This window comes from Chryseobacterium sp. KCF3-3, from assembly GCF_045865955.1.
Classification (GTDB): domain Bacteria; phylum Bacteroidota; class Bacteroidia; order Flavobacteriales; family Weeksellaceae; genus Chryseobacterium.
Map to the genome: position 1 here is coordinate 430,819 of NZ_AP035792.1, position 21,252 is coordinate 452,070.

At 34.2% G+C, this 21,252-nt stretch carries 21 protein-coding genes and 1 riboswitch; of the genes, 17 read left to right on the forward strand and 4 right to left on the reverse strand.

What is annotated here, in order from left to right:
- Positions 1-30: 30 nt before the first annotated feature.
- From gldC to ACKTTZ_RS02030, 9 genes are all read left to right on the forward strand, one after another.
- Positions 31-354, forward strand: a complete 324-nt coding sequence (gene gldC / locus ACKTTZ_RS01990) for a gliding motility protein GldC (RefSeq protein WP_034695059.1) — start codon at positions 31-33, stop codon at positions 352-354.
- A gap of 128 nt (positions 355-482) precedes the next feature.
- Complete coding sequence (locus tag ACKTTZ_RS01995) at positions 483-1,622, forward strand: cystathionine gamma-synthase (RefSeq protein ID WP_034695058.1); 1,140 nt, start codon at positions 483-485, stop codon at positions 1,620-1,622.
- An 18-nt stretch (positions 1,623-1,640) separates the two neighbouring features.
- Positions 1,641-2,117, forward strand: a complete 477-nt coding sequence (locus ACKTTZ_RS02000; protein ID WP_051934298.1) for a DUF4440 domain-containing protein — start codon at positions 1,641-1,643, stop codon at positions 2,115-2,117.
- A gap of 6 nt (positions 2,118-2,123) precedes the next feature.
- On the forward strand, positions 2,124-2,573 hold the full coding sequence (locus ACKTTZ_RS02005) for a GNAT family N-acetyltransferase (protein ID WP_034695055.1): 450 nt from the start codon (positions 2,124-2,126) through the stop codon (positions 2,571-2,573).
- Between the two features lie 97 nt (positions 2,574-2,670).
- Positions 2,671-3,183 (forward strand): DinB family protein, encoded by a 513-nt coding sequence (locus tag ACKTTZ_RS02010; RefSeq protein WP_051934297.1) that lies wholly within the window; start codon positions 2,671-2,673, stop codon positions 3,181-3,183.
- A gap of 1,190 nt (positions 3,184-4,373) precedes the next feature.
- Positions 4,374-4,802 (forward strand): IS200/IS605 family transposase, encoded by a 429-nt coding sequence (tnpA, locus tag ACKTTZ_RS02015; protein ID WP_034695053.1) that lies wholly within the window; start codon positions 4,374-4,376, stop codon positions 4,800-4,802.
- A 277-nt stretch (positions 4,803-5,079) separates the two neighbouring features.
- A complete protein-coding gene (locus tag ACKTTZ_RS02020) occupies positions 5,080-5,628 on the forward strand; it encodes an L-threonylcarbamoyladenylate synthase (RefSeq protein WP_034695051.1) in 549 nt (182 codons plus the stop codon).
- Between the two features lie 107 nt (positions 5,629-5,735).
- Positions 5,736-6,080, forward strand: a complete 345-nt coding sequence (locus tag ACKTTZ_RS02025) for a nuclear transport factor 2 family protein (protein WP_034695049.1) — start codon at positions 5,736-5,738, stop codon at positions 6,078-6,080.
- 37 nt (positions 6,081-6,117) lie between these two features.
- Positions 6,118-7,536 carry a CCA tRNA nucleotidyltransferase gene (locus ACKTTZ_RS02030; protein WP_407847104.1) on the forward strand — a complete coding sequence of 473 codons (1,419 nt, stop codon included), beginning with the start codon at positions 6,118-6,120 and terminating at the stop codon, positions 7,534-7,536.
- 156 nt (positions 7,537-7,692) lie between these two features.
- On the opposite strand, the gene ACKTTZ_RS02035 is transcribed toward ACKTTZ_RS02030, so the two are convergent.
- The 3 genes from ACKTTZ_RS02035 to ACKTTZ_RS02045 all read right to left on the reverse strand — a co-directional run bounded on the left by ACKTTZ_RS02035 (position 7,693) and on the right by ACKTTZ_RS02045 (position 12,252).
- Positions 7,693-8,745, reverse strand: a complete 1,053-nt coding sequence (locus ACKTTZ_RS02035) for a DUF5074 domain-containing protein (RefSeq protein ID WP_253318120.1) — start codon at positions 8,743-8,745, stop codon at positions 7,693-7,695.
- 20 nt (positions 8,746-8,765) lie between these two features.
- Positions 8,766-10,592, reverse strand: a complete 1,827-nt coding sequence (locus ACKTTZ_RS02040; RefSeq protein ID WP_253318121.1) for a TonB-dependent siderophore receptor — start codon at positions 10,590-10,592, stop codon at positions 8,766-8,768.
- Positions 10,593-10,623: 31 nt separating this feature from the next.
- Positions 10,624-10,802: riboswitch (cobalamin riboswitch) on the reverse strand.
- 136 nt (positions 10,803-10,938) lie between these two features.
- Positions 10,939-12,252 (reverse strand): T9SS type A sorting domain-containing protein, encoded by a 1,314-nt coding sequence (locus ACKTTZ_RS02045; RefSeq protein ID WP_407847107.1) that lies wholly within the window; start codon positions 12,250-12,252, stop codon positions 10,939-10,941.
- A 154-nt stretch (positions 12,253-12,406) separates the two neighbouring features.
- Between ACKTTZ_RS02045 and ACKTTZ_RS02050 the strand changes: the two genes are divergently transcribed.
- Positions 12,407-14,023, forward strand: a complete 1,617-nt coding sequence (locus tag ACKTTZ_RS02050) for an AraC family transcriptional regulator (RefSeq protein ID WP_253318123.1) — start codon at positions 12,407-12,409, stop codon at positions 14,021-14,023.
- Positions 14,020-15,150, forward strand: coding sequence for a tetratricopeptide repeat protein (locus tag ACKTTZ_RS02055; protein WP_407847109.1), 1,131 nt, complete (start codon positions 14,020-14,022; stop codon positions 15,148-15,150). Before ACKTTZ_RS02050 ends, ACKTTZ_RS02055 begins: the two co-directional genes overlap by 4 nt.
- A gap of 223 nt (positions 15,151-15,373) precedes the next feature.
- Here the strand turns inward: ACKTTZ_RS02055 and pafA are convergent, their stop codons facing one another.
- Complete coding sequence (pafA, locus tag ACKTTZ_RS02060; RefSeq protein ID WP_034699367.1) at positions 15,374-17,020, reverse strand: alkaline phosphatase PafA; 1,647 nt, start codon at positions 17,018-17,020, stop codon at positions 15,374-15,376.
- Between the two features lie 101 nt (positions 17,021-17,121).
- Here pafA and ACKTTZ_RS02065 point away from each other — a divergent pair, with 101 nt between their 5' ends.
- The 6 genes from ACKTTZ_RS02065 to ACKTTZ_RS02090 all read left to right on the forward strand — a co-directional run bounded on the left by ACKTTZ_RS02065 (position 17,122) and on the right by ACKTTZ_RS02090 (position 21,119).
- Positions 17,122-17,907: a hypothetical protein gene (locus ACKTTZ_RS02065; protein ID WP_407847111.1), complete on the forward strand. Its 786-nt coding sequence runs from the start codon at positions 17,122-17,124 to the stop codon at positions 17,905-17,907.
- Positions 17,908-17,927: 20 nt separating this feature from the next.
- The gene (locus ACKTTZ_RS02070) at positions 17,928-18,320 is read left to right on the forward strand and encodes a VOC family protein (RefSeq protein WP_253318125.1); all 393 of its coding nucleotides are present in this window, start codon (positions 17,928-17,930) and stop codon (positions 18,318-18,320) included.
- 17 nt (positions 18,321-18,337) lie between these two features.
- Positions 18,338-18,874: a GNAT family N-acetyltransferase gene (locus tag ACKTTZ_RS02075; protein WP_034699359.1), complete on the forward strand. Its 537-nt coding sequence runs from the start codon at positions 18,338-18,340 to the stop codon at positions 18,872-18,874.
- 71 nt (positions 18,875-18,945) lie between these two features.
- Positions 18,946-19,188, forward strand: coding sequence for a hypothetical protein (locus tag ACKTTZ_RS02080; RefSeq protein WP_407847114.1), 243 nt, complete (start codon positions 18,946-18,948; stop codon positions 19,186-19,188).
- 100 nt (positions 19,189-19,288) lie between these two features.
- Positions 19,289-20,359 carry a tetratricopeptide repeat protein gene (locus tag ACKTTZ_RS02085; protein WP_407847116.1) on the forward strand — a complete coding sequence of 357 codons (1,071 nt, stop codon included), beginning with the start codon at positions 19,289-19,291 and terminating at the stop codon, positions 20,357-20,359.
- A gap of 208 nt (positions 20,360-20,567) precedes the next feature.
- Complete coding sequence (locus tag ACKTTZ_RS02090; RefSeq protein WP_407847118.1) at positions 20,568-21,119, forward strand: putative glycolipid-binding domain-containing protein; 552 nt, start codon at positions 20,568-20,570, stop codon at positions 21,117-21,119.
- The last annotated feature ends 133 nt before the right edge of the window (positions 21,120-21,252 follow it).

Sequence of the window (21,252 nt, forward strand, 5' to 3'; positions counted from 1 at the left end):
TTTGCACGAAATTAGAAACAAAAGAAAGTTATGAGAAAGACTCAGATTACGATAGATGTAGAACTTGATGAAAATCACGTACCGGAAAACATTACATGGAACGCTCAGGATGGAGGTATCGACAAACAAGATACTAAGGCAACAATGATTTCTGTTTGGGATGATAAAACAAGAGAAGCATTAAGAATTGATCTTTGGACCAAAGAAATGCCGGTAGATCAGATGAAGATGTTTATCCACCAGATTTTAATATCTTTAGGAAGCACATACCAGAGAGCGACAGGTGAAGAGGATGTGGCGCAGTGGATGGAAGAAATTGCAGAAGAATTTGCGGTAAAATCTGCTATTAAGTAAAAAAATACAATTGCAATAAGCTGAAGGCAGTAAGCGGTAAGCTTTTTGTACTCAGCTAGAGCAAATTTTAATAAAAACAATGAACATTAAACTCACATGCTTAATGTTCAAGCTTAAAGCAAAAAATTATGAATTTTAATACAAAAGTAATTCACGGAGGGCAGCACCACGAGTCTGCAACAGGTTCTGTAAATGTACCTGTATTTTTAACCTCTACATTTGCACAGAAAAGCCCGGGAGTACATTCCGGATATGAATATTCAAGAGCTGCCAACCCTACAAGACAGGCATTGGAAGATTCTTTGGCAAGTATTGAAAACGGAGCGAGAGGTTTAGCTTTCGGTTCTGGTCTTGCTGCCATCGACTGTGTTTTGAAATTATTAAATCCAGGTGATGAAGTGATTGCTGTAGATGATCTTTACGGAGGTACTTACAGGATGTTCACAAGACTTTTCGAAAAATACCAGTTGAAATTTACGTTTGTAAATTTTGATGATGTTTCTAAAATTGCTGATGTTATCACAGATAAAACAAAACTGATCTGGGTAGAAACTCCTACTAACCCATTGATGAAGTTAGTTGATATCAAAGCTGTTGTAGACATTGCTAAAGGGAAAGATATTTTAGTAGCGGTAGACAATACTTTTGCAACTCCATACATTCAGAGACCTATTGATTTGGGTGCTGATATTGTGATGCACTCTGCTACAAAATATTTAGGCGGACACTCTGATGTGATTGCCGGAGCTCTTATTGCTAAAGATGCTGAGTTAGGAGACAAACTTCACTTTATTCAGTTTGCGAGTGGTGGTATTTTAGGACCGCACGATTCCTACCTTGTATTGAGAGGAATCAAAACACTGGCATTAAGAATGCAGAGACACTCTGACAATGGTCTTGCCGTAGCAAAATATCTGGAGACTCATCCAGCTGTAGATAAAGTAATTTATCCGGGATTGGAATCTCACCCTCAATATGCATTGGCAAAGTCTCAGATGAAGGAATCCGGAGGAATGGTTTCATTCACTTTTAAATCCGGAAAGAAAGAAGATGCTATCAAATTCTTAGAAAAAGTAAGAGTTTTCACCCTTGCAGAATCTTTAGGAGGAGTAGAATCTTTGGCTAACCACCCTGCTTTGATGACACACGCTTCAATTCCTGCAGAAAAACGTGCTGAACTAGGAATCACAGATGACCTTGTTCGTTTAAGCGTAGGTATTGAGGATGCTGAAGATCTTATTGCAGATTTAGAGAAAGCTTTTTCTTAAAACTATAAAATAAAAATAATGAGAAGGGCTTGTATTCTTATATTTCTAAGCCTTTTCAGTCAACTGGTCTATTCTCAGGTTAAAAATACCGATGAATTATTCCTGACTGCAAAGAAATTGGATAGTTTGATATTCCATGAGGGGTTTAATAAATGTAATCCTTCTCATTATAACACCATCATCAGTGATGATATTGAATTTTATCATGATCTGGGAGGGATCACCAAAGGGAAAGAAGCTTTTGTTTCGTCCATAAAAAACAATATCTGCAGTAACCCGGGAAAAGTAAAACGTGAACTGGTTCCTAACAGCATGAAAGTTTTTCCAATGTACAGTAATAAAACTTTGTACGGTTTTATTCAGGAAGGCGATCATGAGTTTTTCGAAAATAACAACGGAAAATGGAGTAAAGTAGGACAGGCGAAATTTACCCACCTTTGGATCTCCGAAAACAACCAATGGAAACTTAAACGTGTTCTCAGCTACGATCACTAAATAAATATGAAAAATACAAGAAAAGCAGATCTCTCTGACTTACCTCAACTCACAGAATTATTTGATCAGTACAGAATATTTTATCATAAAACATCAGATATTCCCTCAGCAACCAATTTTCTTCAGGAAAGACTTGAAAACAAAGACTCCGAAATTTTTGTTGCAGAAGAAAATGGAATATTAACAGGTTTCGTGCAATTATATCCTATATTTTCATCTACAAGAATGCAGCGCTACTGGCTGCTGAACGATCTGTACGTTAATGACAACCATAGAGGAAAAGGATATTCTAAAGAACTGATAGAACAATCTAAAGAACTCTGCCGATCATCAAAAGCATGCGGTATTCTTTTAGAAACAGGAAAAAGCAATGACATCGGAAATCAACTTTATCCAGCCTGTGGCTTTGAACTGTATGACTCCGTGAATTTCTACGAGTGGACTAATCATGAGTAATGGGTAATGGGTAATAAATTACTTGTACATTACAACTATTCCGAAACTCGAAAACACGAAAACCCGCCCCCAAATCACCATTAAAACAAAAAATGATATGACCGAATTTCAAAAATATATCCAAAGATATTTAGATCAGATTCCATCAGGAAACTGGATCAACGAACTGCAGATTTCAGCAGACAAAACCATCGGAATTTATTCCAATCTTACCGAAGAACAGTCTAATTTCGCTTATGCAGAAGGAAAATGGACTTTAAAAGGTCTTCTACTTCACTTATCTGATACAGAAAGAGTTTTCCAATACAGAATATTAGCTTTCGCCAGAGGAGAAAAAAACAACCTTCCGGGATTTGATGAAAACGAATATGCAGACCAATCTTTTGCCAGTGAAAGAACACTTGAGTCTCTTTTAGATGAATATAAACTGGTAAGAAAGTCTTCTCAGATTCTATTAGAAACACTTCATCCTTCTGCTTTACAGAATACAGGTACAGCTAATGGTCATGAAATTACTGTAGAAACCATCGGAAAACTAATTGTAGGGCACAATTACCACCACCTGAATATTATTGAAGAAAGGTATTTATCGAAATTGGGATGGATGTAAGAAATTAAATATAATTTTGGGTTATTATAAGTTTTGGCTAAAGCCATAGGATTTATATTTATTGTTTAAATGGGCTAAAGCCCATTTCTATTGAATAATAATAATTCGTATAATTCTAAATTACATCATAAAAAATATCAATAGGAACGGGCTTTAGCCCGTTTTCATATTATATACCTTCCCTCCATTGGCTTTGTCCGAAATTTATAATTCCATAGGTTTTGATTAAAATCATAGAATTCATATTCATTGTTTAATTAAGCTAAAGGTCATTTTTATTGAATAATAATTCATGATAACCTTTTAATAATTATATCAATCTTTAATTACATCATTAAAAATATCAATAGGAACGGGCTTTAGCCCGTTTTCATATTATATACCTGCCCTCCATTGGCTTTGTCCGAAATTTATAATTCCATAGGTTTTGATTAAAATCATAGGATTTATATTTATTGTTTAAATGGGCTAAAGCCCATTTCTATTGAATAATAATAATTCGTATAATTCTAAATTACATCATTAAAAATATCAATAGGAACGGGCTTTAGCCCGTTTTCATATTATATACCTGCCCTCCATTGGCTTTGTCCAAAATTTATAATCCCATAGATTTTGATTAAAATCATAGAATTCATATTCATTGTTTAATTGAGCTAAAGCCCATTTCTATTGAATAATAATTCGTATAATTCTAAATTACATTATAAAAAATATCAATAGGAACGGGCTTTAGCCCGTTTTCATATTATATACCTACCCTCCATTGGCTTTGTCCGAAATTTATAATTCCATAGGTTTTGATTAAAATCATAGGATTCATATTTATTAATTAATTGAGCTAAAGCCCATTTCTATTGAATAATAATAATTCGTATAATTCTAAATTACATTATAAAAAATATCAATAGGAACGGGCTTTAGCCCGTTTTCATATTATATAACATTCCATTGGCTTTGTCCAAAATTTATAATCCCATAGATTTTGATTAAAATCATAGAATTCATATTCATTGTTTAATTGAGCTAAAGCCCATTTCTATTGAATAATAATTCGTATAATTCTAAATTACATTATAAAAAATATCAATAGGAACGGGCTTTAGCCCGTTTTCATATTATATACCTACCCTCCATTGGCTTTAGCCAAAACTTATTAAATAAATAGTATTTTTGATAAAACAACACAAATGGCTTTTATCAAAATCTACATTCATCTTGTCTTTTCTACAAGGAACAGAGATCCTTTTCTCAATACATTCGACATACGTCTCAAAGTCTGGAAACATATTAAAGAATATGCTACAGAAAAAGGTATATTTTTAGATATGATTAATGGATATTCAGACCATTGTCATTGTCTTATTTCTCTGGGATCTGATCAGAGTATAGAAAAAATTGTACAACTATTAAAAGGTGAATCTTCACATTGGATTAATAAAAATAAACTTACTTTAGGAAAATTCTCATGGCAGGATGAATATTTTGCGGTGTCTGTCTCCGAGTCTATGATAGATAGCGTAAGAAATTATATTAAAAATCAGGAAAAACATCATCAGAAAAAAAAATTTGGTGATGAGTATAAGGAATTTATTGAAAAATATAATTTTAAAATGTAGTGAAGTTTTGGCTAAAGCCAAAGGATTTGTTTCTTTTATTTAAATGGGCTAAAGCCCATTTCTATTGAATAGGATAGTAAATCTCTAATAATTTATTGCACTACTCTAACTACATTATAAAAACATCAATAGGAACGGGCTTTAGCCCGTTTTCATATTATATACATTCCATTGGCTTTAGCCAAAGTCTATAAACATAACCACATTTACATCCCATTTTTTTGCCTGAAATTCTTATATTCTCTACCTTTATCCATTCTTTGAATTCACTACAATTATGGAACATATTATCGAAATATTAAAATCCGGTGGAACAATTCTTTACCCTACAGATACCATTTGGGGAATTGGTTGTGATGCTACCAATATAGAGGCGGTCAATAAAATTTTTGACATCAAAAAGCGCGAAAAAAACAAATCCATGATCATCCTTGTGGAATCTGAGAAAAGACTTCAGGAACTGGTAGATGTTCCAGAAATGGCGTGGGAAATTATTGATCTTAGCGAAAAACCAGTAACGATCGTTTATGAAAACCCAAGAGGTTTGCCTAAAGAACTTCTTGCAGAAGACGGAAGCATCGGAATCCGATTGGTAAAAAATGATTTTTGTAAAAAACTGATTACAAAACTGAACAAACCTTTAGTATCTACTTCTGCCAACTTCAGCGGTGAAAAAAGTCCGCTAAAATTCTCTGATATTTCTGAGGAGATGATCAGCCTTGTAGATTACGCTGTGGAGGAAGACAGAGAAAAGGTTTCAAAATACTCAGGTTCATCCGTAATCAAAATATGGAATGACAACAGAATAAAAGTTCTTAGGGAATAAGAATTCTGAACTTTTATGTTTATTTTTTAGAGTCTTGTCAGTTCATATCGGCAGGATTTCTTTTTTTTAATTCTATCTTTGCAAACTCAACTCATAAACTATTTGCTATGAATCATCACGAATTTGCTCAATTATGGATCAATGCGTGGAATTCTCATGATTTGGAAGATATACTTTCCCATTATTCGGATGATATTGAGATTACAACTCCTATGATTGCACTGGCTACTGGCGGTAAAGAAAGCTCTTTACAAGGAAAAGAGGCCGTTCGTGAATATTGGAAAAAGGCACTGGATAAGTTTCCGGACCTTCATTTTGATCTGGTATATTCCACAGCAGGAGTAGATTCTGTAGCATTATTTTATAAGTCGATTATGGATAAACATGCTGTTGAAGTCATGTTTTTTAATGAAGAGGGAAAAATTAGTAGAATGTATGCTCATTATGACTAATGGGTAACATACGTAGAAATTGTCACTATTATTAACGATGAAAATTAATCTTAATCAAAATAAGAATTTAAAACTATTTAAAATCATTTCTGAAGCAGCAGAAAGGAATAACCAGTCCGTATATATTGTGGGCGGTTATGTACGAGACCTTCTGATGAACAGAAAAGCTTCTACAGATATAGACTTTGTAACGGAACAAAGTGGTATTGAACTTGCTCAAAATGTAGCTCAGGATATAGATCCGAAATTAAAAGTTTCTGTATTCAAAACTTATGGAACGGCTATGATCAAGTATAAAGAACTTGAACTTGAATTTGTGGGAGCAAGAAAGGAAAGTTATACAGAAAACAGCCGAAAGCCGGAAGTGGAAGGCGGAAGTCTGGAAGATGACCAGAAAAGAAGAGATTTTACCATCAATGCGATGGCTATTTCTTTAAATAAAGACAACTTCGGAGAACTTATTGATCCGTTCAATGGAATCGAAGATCTTGAAAAAGGAATTTTAAGAACACCGTTAGAACCTGCTCAAACTTACTCTGATGATCCATTAAGAATGATGAGGGCAGTACGTTTTGCTTCAACTTTAAATTTTAAAATTGAGGAAAATTCTCTGAGAGCGATCCAGCAGGAAGCAGAAAGAATTAAGATTGTTTCTATGGAAAGAATCATGGTAGAATTCAATAAAATCATGCTTTCTGAAAAACCGTCTATCGGACTGAGACTGATGGAACAAACCGGTCTTATGAAGCTGATTATTCCTGAACTGATAGAACTGAAAGGAGTGGAAGAAGTAGAAGGACAAACTCACAAAGATAATTTTTATCATACTTTAGAAGTTGTAGACAATATTTCTGTGAATACTGACAATCTTTGGCTCCGTTGGTCTGCCCTGCTCCATGATATTGGAAAAGCTCCAACAAAAAAGTTTGTAGAAGGAACAGGATGGACATTTCACGGACATGAATTTTTGGGTTCAAAAATGGTAAAAACACTTTTTCAAAGATTAAAACTGCCTTTGGGAAGTGACATGAAATATGTTCAGAAGATGGTGAAACTTTCATCAAGACCTATCGCACTGATTACTGATGATGCTTCAGATTCTGCATTGAGAAGGCTTTTATTTGATGCCGGAGAAAACCTTGAAGACCTTTTCACGCTTTGTAAGGCAGACATTACCACTAAAAACTCTAAAAAGCAGGAGAAATTCAAAAGAAACTTTGAATACGTAGCGGTAAAGATCAAAGAAGTGGAAGAAAAAGATCAGGTAAGAAACTTTCAACCCCCAATTACCGGTGAAGAGATTATGGTAATGTTTAACCTTAAGCCAGGCCGTGAAATCGGAATCCTAAAAGAGAAGGTGAAAGAAGCTATTCTTGAAGGTGAAATTCCTAATGAAAAAGAGGAAGCTACAAAATTTGTGATTGCTGAGGCTGAAAAACTGGGGTTAACCTTATAATTCAATTAATATAAAATATAAAACCGGCGGGATGTTCCATCCCGCCGGTTTTTTGTTTCCCTAGGGAAACAAAGCCGGCCGGTTTCTTCGAAACCGGCCGGAAAAAAACACAAATGATGAAAAAATAAAAAATTATTTTTTATATGTTGTTATACATTACGGATTCAGGAAAGTTCCGTTAGCACCCAGACCTCCTGTTTTAAGAGATCCCATTTTGGCACCCGTAGCGGCTGAATAAATTACCATTTCACTTTCTTGAGTGAACTGTTTAACATCTGATGCAAAAATCCTTCCATCAATAACATTAAAACCATATAATGTAAAATAAGGACCTCCGTCTGCAGCTGTTAATAGTGGGCTGGTAGGAACTGTTGGAGTAGCTAAACCTGTTGTATATACTTTATTTCCAGAGCTGAAATAGATCTTATCGTTATCAATCTGAAGGTTTGTAGCACTAGGAATTCCCGCCAGCGTAATTACCGGTGTAAGCGCTCCGGTACTTGAAATTTTATAGATATAAGAATCTGTAGCTGTTGAAGAAATTGTATAAACATTGGACTTGTATGATACTGTATTTCCAATCTGCCCATTTGGAACAGTAATTTCAGTTTTAGCATCATTAGAAGTATTGATATAAGTAATCTTATTTCCATACCCTGATGAAGCATTTTGTACAAACACATTTCCTCCTGCTTCTACTGTCTTATCAGAAACTTCAGTTGTGCTGATTTTGCTTACAAATGAATAGTCAGAAGCTTTATATTTTGTTATACTTTGAGTATGTGCAACGAAGTTTGTATTGGATACATAAATGAAATTGTTAGCAAAAGTAATTCCTCTTGGGTTATCAAGCTGATCTGTAATTACTCCTAACTTTTTGAATGTATAACGGTCTACTACAACAATTTTATTTGAGTTGTTGATTACAAGATAAGCTTTATTCCCGTTAAGTCCAATGGTCTGAAGAACATCTCCAAGGATCTCATTGTTATTATAACCATACACGTCATCCTGTTTCAGGCTTAAATCTCTTGTTACAAAGGTTACCTTAGCTCCTTGGCTGTTATAGTTTCCTTCATTAGAGATAAAATATCCGTTCTGATAAGTGATCGGAGAAATTTCAATTTCATCAGAACTGTTTGTACATGAAGAAATGTTAAACAATAACACTACTGCAAATAATACAGTTAAAAGTTTAGTTATTTTCATATTTACTCAATTTTAATTTATTAAAAATTTATTGCGGCATACACACTATAGTTTCTTTTGGGCAAAGGATAGAAAGAAACAGTTTTGTAGTATGTATTCGTTAGATTATTCACTTTGAACCCTAAGGTATATTTTTTGGCTAAAGTTGCAGAAACACCCATATTTAAAAGAAAATAAGGATCTATGGCATCTGATCTTTTTTCGTCACTTGTAGTGTATGTAACACCATTCACCTGTCCCTGTGCAAAAAATTTAAAGAAACCATATTCGTAATCTATATTGGCAGTCCCTCTGTGCATAGGAACATAAGGTCTCTGCATTTTCGTTTCTTTATCAATAGATTTTGCATAATAATACCCTGCATTCGCACGGATTTTATGGTTCCCCAGCTGTTTACTGAAAGACAGTTGAGATTCCAATCCGTAAGATTCAGATTTATTCACATTGTATGCCTGCCAGTAGCCTAAAGCAGTCGGAAGCCAGACAATAAGATCAGTCACATTCATATAGTATGGAGATAAAGTAAGTTTAAAATCTCCCACTTTGAACTCATTGGTCATGTCTACCTGAGTAGAAGTTTCCGGTCTCAGATCTTTATTTCCTCCCGGTTCATAATAAATGTCATTAAAGGATGGAAATCTGAAATTTTTTGACACATTAAAGCTTACATCATACCATTTTGCAGCACTCCATTTTCCGGAGAATGAATACATCAGCGGAGACTTCACATCTTCCACAAAATCTTTCTTAAATCCACCCTCAAAACGCAGGTCTTTTGTTGCAAAATATCTTAACAATCCTGAAACAGAACCAATATTTCTGCTCACACTGGATATTCCGTTCATATATCCCTCTCCTTTATTGACCTGAAACTCTCCAATGATATTAAAATTCCACTTTGAGTTCAGGAAATAATTAAAATCATTTTTAAGGATATAATTTTTCCCGGTTCCGCCACTTGATTTAGGCTGATTTAACGAACCGAAAAATTGAAAATTCTCTTCTGTATAAGCTGCTTTAAAGGAATTGCTGAACTTTGTTTTGTTCCAGTCCCAGGAAAGAAGGCTTCTTACACTCTGAGTTTTATATTTCGTTTTTGTTCCCGTTTCTTCATATACAGGAAAGCGCTGCGAAGAATCAAAAAACTGACTTTGCCACGAAATTTTATGATCGTTTGTAATTTTATAGGATGCTCCTACATTAAATGTTGTATTGTAATAACTCCCGTTTCTGTTGATATAGTTCAGGTCACTGACCTTATAATCATTTTCACTTACAGAATAATTTCCGGAAGCTTTGAAACTGAATCTATCATTGCTGTAAGATCCTTTTATAAAATTATTATAAGTGTTAAAGGAAGCGACTTCAGAAAATAAAGAACCATGGAAACCTTTATTAAAGTCAAGCGTATTATTCAGGTGAATACTTCCTCCAATGGCACCACTTCCGTATATTACACTTCCTCCTCCGGCTTTTACACCAATCTGATCATATCCGAACAAGGCAATATTATTGATATCTCCCTGCCCCAGAAAATTGGAATTGATATTAATCCCATTCCAGACAAAAGCAGTCTGCTGAGCGGTAGTTCCTCTGAAAGAAGGTGAAGAAACAGCACCACGGCCATTTTCTTTGATAAAAACCTGTGACTGAAATCTCAGAAGTTCAGAAAGATTACTGGAGTTTTTCTCGGCATCTTCCGCCGAAATTATTTTTACCGGATGAAAAAGTTTCACCCTATTCATCTGATTGTCGAAGACATAAACAGTATCGATGGCCTTCTCTTGTCCAAAAAGAAAACAGCCATACGATGAAAAAAGCAGTACTAAAGATCTTTTTATATCCATACTTTTTTACTTTTCCTCCGAAAGCAATATGTTTTTTAATTATAATTCCGGCAGGTCTCCTGACTTTCGCATTCTGCTCCTTCCCGTTATTAAACAGTGGTTTTTTGCAGAAACTTGAGTTGCGATTTACAGTTGCGGGGACAGTCCGGGAGTTACACCCGATTCCCTTTTCATTCCAAAATACTGGAAACCAAAATTTTTGCAAAGATAGTTTTTTATATGTATTCGCCAAAAACCAGGCTTTTCTATACCAACATGCTATCCTTTTGTTATATACACAAAAAAGAACGGCCGCTTTCAATATTGAAAACAGCCATTCATCCCACTACTTTACTATTTATATATGTTATTTTTTTATAAATTTATAAGCCTCCTGTTTTACTCCTTTTACAGAGTATTGTAAAATATAATCTCCTTTTGACAGCGATGAAACATCAATCTGCCCTTCTACCGTATCAAATGATTTTACCTTTTGTCCAACCATATTATAAATTTCAGCTTTCTCTATTTTTCCCTTTCCTTTAAAATATAGAATATCAGTCACAGGATTAGGATAGATTCCTATACTGTTTTTCTCTTTCACGGCATCATTGACCGATAAAAATTGAGAAGTATCCAGATAAAAAGCAATCATCTGCCCTGAAGCATTTGTCCCAGTTCCGGCAATTTTTTTTCCGTCCTGTGAAATCGCTAAAGGAAGCCCCATCGTGACTCCATTGGTAGCAATTCCTAAAGACGCGGCATAATCATTCAGATTAATTCTTCCGCTAGCAGAGGTCCAGATAAAGCCTTCCCCTGACATAGGAGGTGCTCCAAATGCTCTGTAGTACCCTATTACTTTTTTCCCATCAGCAGAAATTCCTGTTGCTCCTCCTTTGAAGCTGAAAGAAGCATTAGGATGTGTTATATAAGTAAGTCCACTTACCGCATTCCAGACATAAGGATTAGGATTTGCTGAGCCTATGATGGTATTTCCGTCTGCAGAAATTCCTCCTGCTTCTCCCACATTGTTTCCATTATTATCTGTAATAAAACTTTCTACTCCATCCTGCCATTTTGCCCCACTTCTTGTTCCGGTCGGCTCATCCTGCCAACCTACAATTACTGTTCCTGCAGCATTGATTGCATTGGCTCTGGAGCTGCGTCCGGGAACCATACTTCCCAAATCTATCATTCCGCTTACAGCATCCCATTTCACAGCATGTGCGTTCGCAGCAGTAAGAAATCCTAAACCTACGATCGTACTTCCATTGGTAGTCATGCCCCAGGTTGAACTTACACTGCCATCCCATCCAGTAGGAACAAGCCCACCTCTGTTTACCCAGGTGGAAGTAGCTACATCATAAGTTGATATTTCATTGAATCCCGTTGCTGCATTTGTAATGGATGACGATATTTTAGTTCCGTCATTCGAAACAACAGTTCTACCAGCAGCCGGATAACCGTTTGATATAGAACCAATCTGTACAAGTCCTCCCGCTGCATCCCATTTATATATTCCTCCTCCACTTGTATGCATACTTACGACTCCATTGTCTGAGACTGCTCCTACATTATAATTTCCCAAACCTATTACAGTAAGCTGAGCTTCTGCAAAACCAAATTTCAGAAAAAGACAAGCCGTCAACATTTTCATTGATACTCTGTAAAAATTTTTCATATTTTATTATATTTAGCGTTTCGAATTGGTGAAAACAATATTAATACAATATTCACCTTGTCAAAAGAAATTGGCTTTCATAATTCGTGAATTTTAAAAGAATTTAATTTTTAAAAACCTAATAACCAAACAGATACAAAACAATATTTTGAATATGGATTTTACCAGAACTATTCAAAAAAACACAAAAAACAAATTATCTAGACAAAAATTATTTCAAACTTTACTGTTTATTTTCATTTTCTGCTCCCTTACCACCAAAGGACAGTCCGGTCCGGACTTTACTATTCTAGCCGATAAGGCATTTCTGAAGCTTTATCAGAATTCTGACGAATGCATCAGTTATACCCAGGGAATTCTTGTGAGTGATCAAAATGCCGAGCACAAAATTGTACTTCAAAACATTATTTCACAAGCTTTTGCCATGAAGGGGGAATATGTACAATCTGTCAATATTTTCGCTCAAAAAGAAGAGCCTGATCAGAAAAACGATCTTTCTTATTTTATGCAGGTCTTCAGTGATTATAATCTTGCAGATCAGTATCAGAATCTGGGTTTGTACAATCAATCGAAACGAATTATTTCTCATCTCTTGTCTGATCAAAAACTCCTTAAAAGCAGTAATCCGGCATTAAAAATCACCACCGCAAAATTATTTCAGCTTCAGGCATTGAACTCGGGAATTAACAGAAACTATCCTGAGGCTCTAAAAAATCTTGATCAAAGTAATCAATACCTCGACGATTATAATGAAGAGAATAGAATTTTAAAAATCGAAAACAGAATTTTCAGATCTTCCTATCTGCTGAAACTAAATAAACAAACTGAATATAAAGCACTTATAGACAGTGTTATTACAGATCTTGAACATCAGAAAAACCAACCTTTTCTCTTAGGACTGGCCTATGAAAACCTCTCCCAATATTATTTTCTGAGACAGGATTATGCAATAGCTATTGAAAAACTGGAAGCAGGGCTTCAATTGATTGAAAATCTTTCTTTTAACAATTTAAAAATTAAAATCTACGAGTCACTTTCCCGTAATTATTACGCAGTACATAATGATGCAAAATATCATCAGTACAATAAACTTTACAATGATTTAAAAGTAAAAACAGATTCCAGCTCAAAAGAAGGAATACGATATCTTGTGAAACTTGTGGAAACCAATCAAAACAAAAATATTGAATTTCAGAAACATCTGCTTCTAAGATCTTCCTGGTCTTTAATCCTGATTATATCTTTGATCATTTTGGGTTTGCTTACTTATTTTTTACTCATGAGAAGTAAAAATAAAGACTTAAAAAAACAGTTTGATTTCTTTGAAAAACAGATCAGCCGAAAATCTCAACCCATCATTTTAAACAAAACAGCTCCAGCGACAAAAGATTCCGCCACAACAAAAATATCCAGGGAAAAAGAAGATGAAATTCTCCAAAAGTTAGAAGAATTTGAAAAATCCGATCGATTTCTGAATAAAAACATGTCTCTGTCTCTGCTTTCCTCTCAAATGGAAATCAATACAAAATACCTTTCGGAAATTATTAATAATAAAGAAAAAAACTTCAACGGATATATTAATAAACTTAGAATCAACCATATTGTACAGTTGCTAAGAACTGATTCTACATTTCTTAATTATAAAGTAAGTTATCTGGCAGAATATTCAGGATTCTCATCACACAGTGCATTCACTACTGTTTTTAAGTCAGTTACGGGAATGTCTCCCAATGCCTATATTCAGGAAATCAGTAAAACAAAAGCCTTATGAAATCAATAGTAAAAATAATCCTGTTGCTGGTTGCCTTTTGTAATTTTACGAAAGCACAAAAGACACCTGATAGCGTCTTAATAAAAAAAGCGAAACTTGAAATTTACGATAACCCTGATCACACCATCAAAATCGGAGAACAATTATTAAAAAAATCTCATGATATAAAGACTTCTATCAATCTTTACATGCTGCTTTCAACAGCCAATATTGCCAAAAGAAATTTTGAAGAGTCTTTACAATATATTCTAAAAGCAAAAGAACTGTCTCAGAAAACCAATGATCCCAGAAGCCAGGCAGGCGTTCTCATCTCAGTCGCTATTCAATATCAGCAAATGGAACTTTTCAACAAATGCCTGGAAACACTTAATGAGGCAGAACAGTATATTGCAAAAATTCCAGAAAAAAAACCTGAGAAATACATTGAAACGGCTGCAAGCTATGCAATAAGGGGAATGGTATATAAAAGTCAGTCTAATTCAGAAATTGCTTTGGAAAAATTCCTGATTTCTATACAAAATTATGAAAAGGTTCCCGTAAAGAAAACCACTTATTCTAATATGAGTGTGGTGTTTTACAATATTGGATACTGTTATCTTAACCTTAATCAAATTGATAAAGCGCAGGAAGCTTTCCTACAGTCTATCAACTATGCCCGCAATAATTATGCTAAAAGTCTGGAAGCATTTGCTTTGAAAGGAATTGCTGAAATACACAAACAAAGACACGAAAATCAAGCTGCAATAAACCTTTTACTAAAAGCTGAGGATCTTTCTAAAAATACCGGAGATATTATTCTGAACGAAGGGCTTTATAAAGAAATGGCTGAGAATTATCTTGCTATGGGACAACAGAATCTCTATCAGCAGTTTAATAAAAAACACATGGAAATGCGATTTAAAAGAAAGCAGAATGAACTTAAATCCATTAATCAGGTGATCGACAACCACAATAAGGAAACAGCTTTGAAAAGTGAGAAACTGAAATCTGATTATCTTTATATTAAAATGGCTTCAGTCCTTCTGGGATGTATTTTGATAGTTATTCTTTTATATTTTATTATCAAAATCAGAAAACAGAATAAGAAGTTTCATAAAGAGATACAGCAAATGATAAGAACATCATAAGCTATGAAAATAAAAAAACATCCCAAATTGGGATGTTTTTTATACTGTAACTGTTTAAACTTATCAAAAAATTTTGATGAACCATTAAAAATAAAGTATAGTTAAGATAAATCATTCTGATTTTTAAGCTTAAAGCGAAGCTCATCTTAATACTCTCAACACCTTAATACAATCTTAATGTTTCAAAAAATAAACGTTTAAACAGATTTGTTCTATAATTAATTTATTTACCAATAACTTCTGTAATCGGATTTCCTACATTTCCACTTGGAAACTGGATTTTCAATAAAGAAGATACCGTAGGAGCAATATCTGTCATGTGATATTCTTTGTTGCTTTCTCCCTGTTTCACTCCCCAACCCATAAAGATCAATGGAATGTGAGAATCATAAGAATTCCATACACTGTGTGTAGTTCCTGTTTTAGAATATGGCGGAAGCATAGAATCATGAGAAATTAACTGGATATCTCCACTTCTCTGTCTGTTGATTCCATTAATAATTCTTTGTTTGATTGGTTCCGGAATGCTTGCCTCCTGAACTTTGTCTACAGAAACAGCATATAAAACAGTAGGATCTTTCTCAATTTCTTTTACAGCAAAGTTTCTTACATCGTCCAATTCAAGCTTGTTGTCTGCCAATACTTTTCTGTCGAAATAAACCTGATAGTTATCAATGGCATTAACCAATTTATCTGCTCCGAACTTTTCTTTCAGTTTCTGGTTCAGATTCTTTTCTGCATCTTCTCCGAAGAAACCGGTTGGAATTTTATGTTCTTTAAGGAATCCTACAGAGTGTGCTCCACCATGGTCAGCAGAAAGGAAAACAGTGTACTCCCCTTTTCCTACCTTTGAATCAAGATATTTGAAGAACTCTGCCAAATCCTGATCTAGTCTGATATAAACATCTTCTACTTCAATAGAATTCGGTCCAAATTTATGCCCTGCATAATCCGTAGATGCCAGGTTGATGGCTAAGAAGTCAGTGATATTATCTCCACCTAGTTTTTCACCTTCTACAGAAGCTTCTGCCAATTTCAATGTCAGCGTATTTCCGAAAGGTGTATAACGGATATTGTCTTTTTTAGTCTGGTAATCTTTTGCTAAATTACTGTAAGGGAAAGTAGGTGTTTTTGCACTTCCCAACAGACCTTCCCAAGGAGAATTGTCTGGTGCACTTTCAGTATATTCATTAATTGGAAGTAAAGTATTCCATCCGTTGGCTACTAATTTTTCAGGAAGGTTTTGCGAATTAAATGATTTTACCCACTGAGGAAGATCATTCATATACCAAGTACTGGTAATGAAATTTCCTGTACTGTCATCAAACCAGAAAGCTCCGTTTGGAGTGTGTCCTGCAGGAAGAATAGAAGCACGGTCTTTCAAAGAAACCCCCACTACTTTTCCCTGGAAGTTCGTTGCCAGTCTCAATTCGTCAGTTACTGTAGTTGACCAAAGATTTTTCGGAGAGTGACTTCCTGTTTTTGTATTGGTAGTTCCTACCGGCTGAACGCTCTCATCTGCGGTACAGTAAACGCCTTTACCTGTTTCTTTATCTGTCCAGTCGTTTCCTGCAATTCCATGAATAGCCGGTACAGATCCTGTATAGATACATGTATGTCCTAAAGCTGTAATGGTAGGAACATAAGGAATATGTACATTATTCAAAGAATATCCTGTATTCAAAAGTCTTTTAAAACCATCATTCCCATACTTACCGTAGAAACGGTACAAATAGTCCCAACGCATCTGGTCTACTACCAGACCTACAACTAATTTGGGTCTTTCCAGTTGAGTATTTCTGTTCTTCTGTGCATTAATTGTAACTACGGACAATAAAGTAGCTGCCGCAATTGAAATGTTCCTAAGCATCCAAGTAAATTTTTATTGACAACAAATTTAAGGGTTTTGAAAGTTTTGGAGTATGAAATTTTATTTAAATTTGATTATTGTACAATTATCAATAATCTTCTATGATTCTAGGTGTATACTGGTATTTCAAATTCCCAGATCAATTATATGATTTTCAGTTTTTCAAATTTTATCCCGGATATGGAGGACATGCCGATAATCCTGCTGAACTGGTGGCAAGAATTGAGGTTGAAAATACAGACGATTTTATTCATAAACTGGAAGCGCTAAAATCAGATTTCAAGAAAACATATTTATACCTGAATATCGATGGAAATCAAATCATCATCAATATTGGAGACCATATGCTTTTTGATTTTCATTTTCAGTTTGCCAAAGAGATTGAAGAGTTATTGATCCGTGAAAGCGCAGTATTATTGGATGCAAGTCTTCCTTTTACCATTCAATCCAGCAAAAGCTATCCTCCGGAAAGAGAGGATTTCAAAAATATAGAGCATCGTTTCATCCAGATGGTGGGTTCTGAATTCAAAAAAAATAATGCAGAAAATTATGCAGCCAGAATAGATTGTAATCTGCCTTTACACCATAAAAAAGAGCTAATTGATGATATGATCCAGATTTGCAGAGAAGAAAACCTCGACGTATTTTACTATCATGATTTTGATTTTAAAGATCATTGTAACCTGATGCTTTTTTTCACTAATGGCAGACAGAAAAAAGATTCTTTTCAAAAGGTAGACATCAATTCTTTTGGCAATAAAGTAAGACAGCTCACTCAGAAATACCCTCTTCATTTTGGCCATTTCGGAAGTTTTAAAGAGTATCCTTTACATGGGCCTCATATAGAACTGATGGCAGACGAAGAATATATTATCAACAAGAAATAAAACTATTTAAATTCAATCATATGATCAAATTCAAGTATGTCATTCTCTATGTAGAAGATGTAGAAATATCTATGAACTTTTATAAAAACACTTTTGACTCTGAAATAAAATTCATCACTCCCGAAAAAGATTATGGTGAACTCCTGACCGGAGAAACAAGTCTCTCATTCGCTTCTGTGAGCCTGGCAAATTCCAATATTAAAAAAGGATTTATAACAGCAAAAGCAGAAGACCAGCCTTTCGGAATGGAACTTGGCTTTACAACAGATGATGTGGAGGCTTTGGTAGAAAAAGCAATAAAAAACGGAGCTGTCCTTTATGAAGAGATTGCTATAAAACCATGGGGACAAAAAACGGCTTATATTAAAGATCCCAACAATTATCTGGTAGAAATTTGTACTGAAATTCAATAAAATAAAAATATACATGGGTGGAAATAAAAAAATTACAAAAACTAACCTCTAATCCAAGTCTGGATTGGGGACATAACGGGTATACAACAGACATAAGATATGTGGTTTCCTCTATTGAGTTTGGAGGTTCTTTTGAGTTTATTTTAAAAGAGAAGTCTTTGCCTTACCACAAAATATGGGAAACGACTTCTGAAGATCTTGAAGAATTGAATACCATTATTGAACAGGGAAATTCTTTCGGTGCTTTTGTTAATGAAGAATTGGCAGGCTGGATTATCTGTGAACACAGGACCTGGAACAATAGTTTTTATATTGAAAATATCCTGATCAACGAAAAATACAGAAGACAGGGAATCGGAATTATGTTGATTAAAAGTGCCATTAAAGAAGCCAGGAAATTGAATTGCAGAGTGATTGAACTGGAAACACAGAACACCAATTATCCTGCGATACAATTTTACAGAAGAATGGGATTCAATATTACCGGACTGAATACAAGATTGTATGAAAATGCAGAGGAAATCGCGCTTTTTATGACTTTAGATGTAGAGTAATTCCACCAAATTCATTAAAACACTTGCTGGTGTGTTAATAATTTTATACATTAGTAATCAACAAATTAAAAATGATTACTATGAAAAATTTAAAAAAATTAAAGAGAAATCAGCTTGTGTTGATCAGTGGTGGCGACACTCCGTATGCCATATGTGATATGGATGGTAACTGCCCGCCAACTATAGGTTCGTATTATTGCAGCGACGGTACTTGTTACAGAGTTTCCGGAGGAGGTGGTAGCAACCCTGGATGCAATGAACCTATGCGCCTGTGCCAGGAATGGGAAACAGGATGCGGATGTGTTTATATGTAAAAAATATTTGTTAGATAAAATTTTGTTGAGGGCGGTTTTTATCGCTCTTTTTTTGTTTAAAAAAATGCATATTTGCAATAAGACTAATATCAAAAAACTCATGTTACGACAAATTTATTTTTTAGCTGCACTCACTGCCTTTTCATTCATTTATTCGCAGAAAAAGACATTCAAATGTGCAGAAGTTCATGATGCTGTCAAACTTATTGATGAAGAAAAATATGATGAGGGGATCGCTATTCTTAGAGAATGTGAAAAAAAAGATCCAAAAGATTATACTTATCCATATGAAATTGCACTTGCTTATATCCGAAAAGAAGATTATAAGAGTGCCATATCACTGTTAGAAAAAATCAAAGATTATCCAAATATTGATGACTATTATTATGCCCTTCTAGGTAATGCCTATGATTATGCTGATAACCCGGAACAAGCTATAAAGGCTTATGATGAAGGATTAAAAAAATTTCCGTCTTCCGGAAAACTTTATTTGGAGAAAGGAATTGTCCTTGAACTTCAAAAGAAAATAAACCAAGCCGTTGAAAACTACGAAAAAGGAATAAAGGCAGAACCGTCATATCCATCCAACTACTACAGAATAGCCAAATTATTTCTAAATTCTAATAATTTGCTATACGGTCTGATTTATGGTGAAATATTCTTAAATCTGGAACGTACTACTTCCAGAAGCCAGGAAATGAGCCAACTTTTATATAGCGGGTATAAAAAAGCGATAAAATTCAAAGAAAAAAGTACAACAGTTGATCTTTGCCAGGCCATTATCATTATTGAAAAAGACAGTAAACCTAATGGCCCTCTCCCTTTTTGTATTCTTTACAGCGGATATTTTGCACTCGCTACTGCTAATAAAAAAGAAATTAATCTGGAAACCCTATCAGACATCAGAAAAAAGGCATTGAAGGAATATTTCAAAATCAAGAGCAATCCTTCAAATGTTTTATTAAACTATCAAAAAATAATGGATGACAACAACCTATTTAATGCTTATAATTATTACCTGTTTCAGATAGGAGATAAAGAGGCTTTTAAAAATTGGCTTACCAATAATAAAGAAGAATATGACAAATTTGTGGATTGGTACACCAATGATGCCAATATTCTTAAAATTAATGAAAAAAACCTGTACATTTCTGATCCTTTACCTAAATAATCTGATGCTTTTCTTTTGAAGAATTTAAGTGAACTTCATTATTTTCGTAAAAACAGGATCAATTAATATATTGCAAAACGCTCTGAAGTTTATCATTTTCTAATTATTGCGCCATCTCTCACTCAGCTGGCTTCATTTCTGGAGCCGCAATGGAAAAACCAAACCCGTTAAAACTAATGAAATCACATTAAGCACCAAATAATATATTATGACAACATTGATCTGGAAAGGAATATTTTATCAATCTTTTGAATATTTTAATTTACAATCCGATGATAAAAACTATGCGGCAGAATCAAAGATCATCGGTTGCCATGAAGATAAAATATATAGTATAGAGTATAAAATTCACATTGATAAAAACTGGATCATTCAGGACTTTCTGATCGAATCGGAGATCAATAAAGTAAAAAGAACACTTGCCGGAAAAAAAATCCAGGATCAATGGGAAATTAATCATGTTATAAACCCGGAATTCAATAATTTTAAATTTATAGATATTTCTCTGACGCCATTTACCAATACGCTACCTATCAACTATTTAAAACTTTCTGAAAACAATTCTCAGAAAATTGATGTCCTCTATATTGATATTTTAAATCATCATATAAGGCCTGTCCAGCAGCAATATACCCGGACCGCTGCTAATCAATATTTGTATGAAAATATAGAAAATGATTTTAAAGCAGAGATTTCAATCGATGAAACGGGATTAGTAACGGCTTATCCTAAACTGTTTGAAAAGATTGCAGAACTTTGAAAGGCTGAAACGGGCCCTTTCTTAAGTCAAGATTGGAATAGAATTATCGAATATATTGAAACTGAAGTTAATGAGAGTATGTTCTCAAAAAAATAAGCTTTAATAGAAAGATAATTTGTTATTCTAGTAATAA

Excerpts from the sequence above, each read along its gene's own strand:
- ACKTTZ_RS02020 (WP_034695051.1), top strand. The coding sequence starts at position 5,080 with ATGGAACATATTATCGAAATATTAAAATCCGGTGGAACAATTCTTTAC.
- ACKTTZ_RS02090 (WP_407847118.1), top strand. The coding sequence starts at position 20,568 with ATGACAACATTGATCTGGAAAGGAATATTTTATCAATCTTTTGAATAT.
- ACKTTZ_RS02010 (WP_051934297.1), top strand. The coding sequence starts at position 2,671 with ATGACCGAATTTCAAAAATATATCCAAAGATATTTAGATCAGATTCCA.
- ACKTTZ_RS02045 (WP_407847107.1), bottom strand. The coding sequence starts at position 12,252 with ATGAAAAATTTTTACAGAGTATCAATGAAAATGTTGACGGCTTGTCTT.
- gldC (WP_034695059.1), top strand. The coding sequence starts at position 31 with ATGAGAAAGACTCAGATTACGATAGATGTAGAACTTGATGAAAATCAC.
- ACKTTZ_RS02025 (WP_034695049.1), top strand. The coding sequence starts at position 5,736 with ATGAATCATCACGAATTTGCTCAATTATGGATCAATGCGTGGAATTCT.
- ACKTTZ_RS02005 (WP_034695055.1), top strand. The coding sequence starts at position 2,124 with ATGAAAAATACAAGAAAAGCAGATCTCTCTGACTTACCTCAACTCACA.
- ACKTTZ_RS02055 (WP_407847109.1), top strand. The coding sequence starts at position 14,020 with ATGAAATCAATAGTAAAAATAATCCTGTTGCTGGTTGCCTTTTGTAAT.
- ACKTTZ_RS02035 (WP_253318120.1), bottom strand. The coding sequence starts at position 8,745 with ATGAAAATAACTAAACTTTTAACTGTATTATTTGCAGTAGTGTTATTG.
- ACKTTZ_RS02040 (WP_253318121.1), bottom strand. The coding sequence starts at position 10,592 with ATGGATATAAAAAGATCTTTAGTACTGCTTTTTTCATCGTATGGCTGT.
- ACKTTZ_RS02070 (WP_253318125.1), top strand. The coding sequence starts at position 17,928 with ATGATCAAATTCAAGTATGTCATTCTCTATGTAGAAGATGTAGAAATA.
- ACKTTZ_RS02065 (WP_407847111.1), top strand. The coding sequence starts at position 17,122 with ATGATTCTAGGTGTATACTGGTATTTCAAATTCCCAGATCAATTATAT.
- ACKTTZ_RS02050 (WP_253318123.1), top strand. The coding sequence starts at position 12,407 with ATGGATTTTACCAGAACTATTCAAAAAAACACAAAAAACAAATTATCT.
- ACKTTZ_RS02030 (WP_407847104.1), top strand. The coding sequence starts at position 6,118 with ATGAAAATTAATCTTAATCAAAATAAGAATTTAAAACTATTTAAAATC.
- ACKTTZ_RS02000 (WP_051934298.1), top strand. The coding sequence starts at position 1,641 with ATGAGAAGGGCTTGTATTCTTATATTTCTAAGCCTTTTCAGTCAACTG.
- tnpA (WP_034695053.1), top strand. The coding sequence starts at position 4,374 with ATGGCTTTTATCAAAATCTACATTCATCTTGTCTTTTCTACAAGGAAC.
- pafA (WP_034699367.1), bottom strand. The coding sequence starts at position 17,020 with ATGCTTAGGAACATTTCAATTGCGGCAGCTACTTTATTGTCCGTAGTT.
- ACKTTZ_RS02085 (WP_407847116.1), top strand. The coding sequence starts at position 19,289 with ATGTTACGACAAATTTATTTTTTAGCTGCACTCACTGCCTTTTCATTC.
- ACKTTZ_RS01995 (WP_034695058.1), top strand. The coding sequence starts at position 483 with ATGAATTTTAATACAAAAGTAATTCACGGAGGGCAGCACCACGAGTCT.
- ACKTTZ_RS02080 (WP_407847114.1), top strand. The coding sequence starts at position 18,946 with ATGATTACTATGAAAAATTTAAAAAAATTAAAGAGAAATCAGCTTGTG.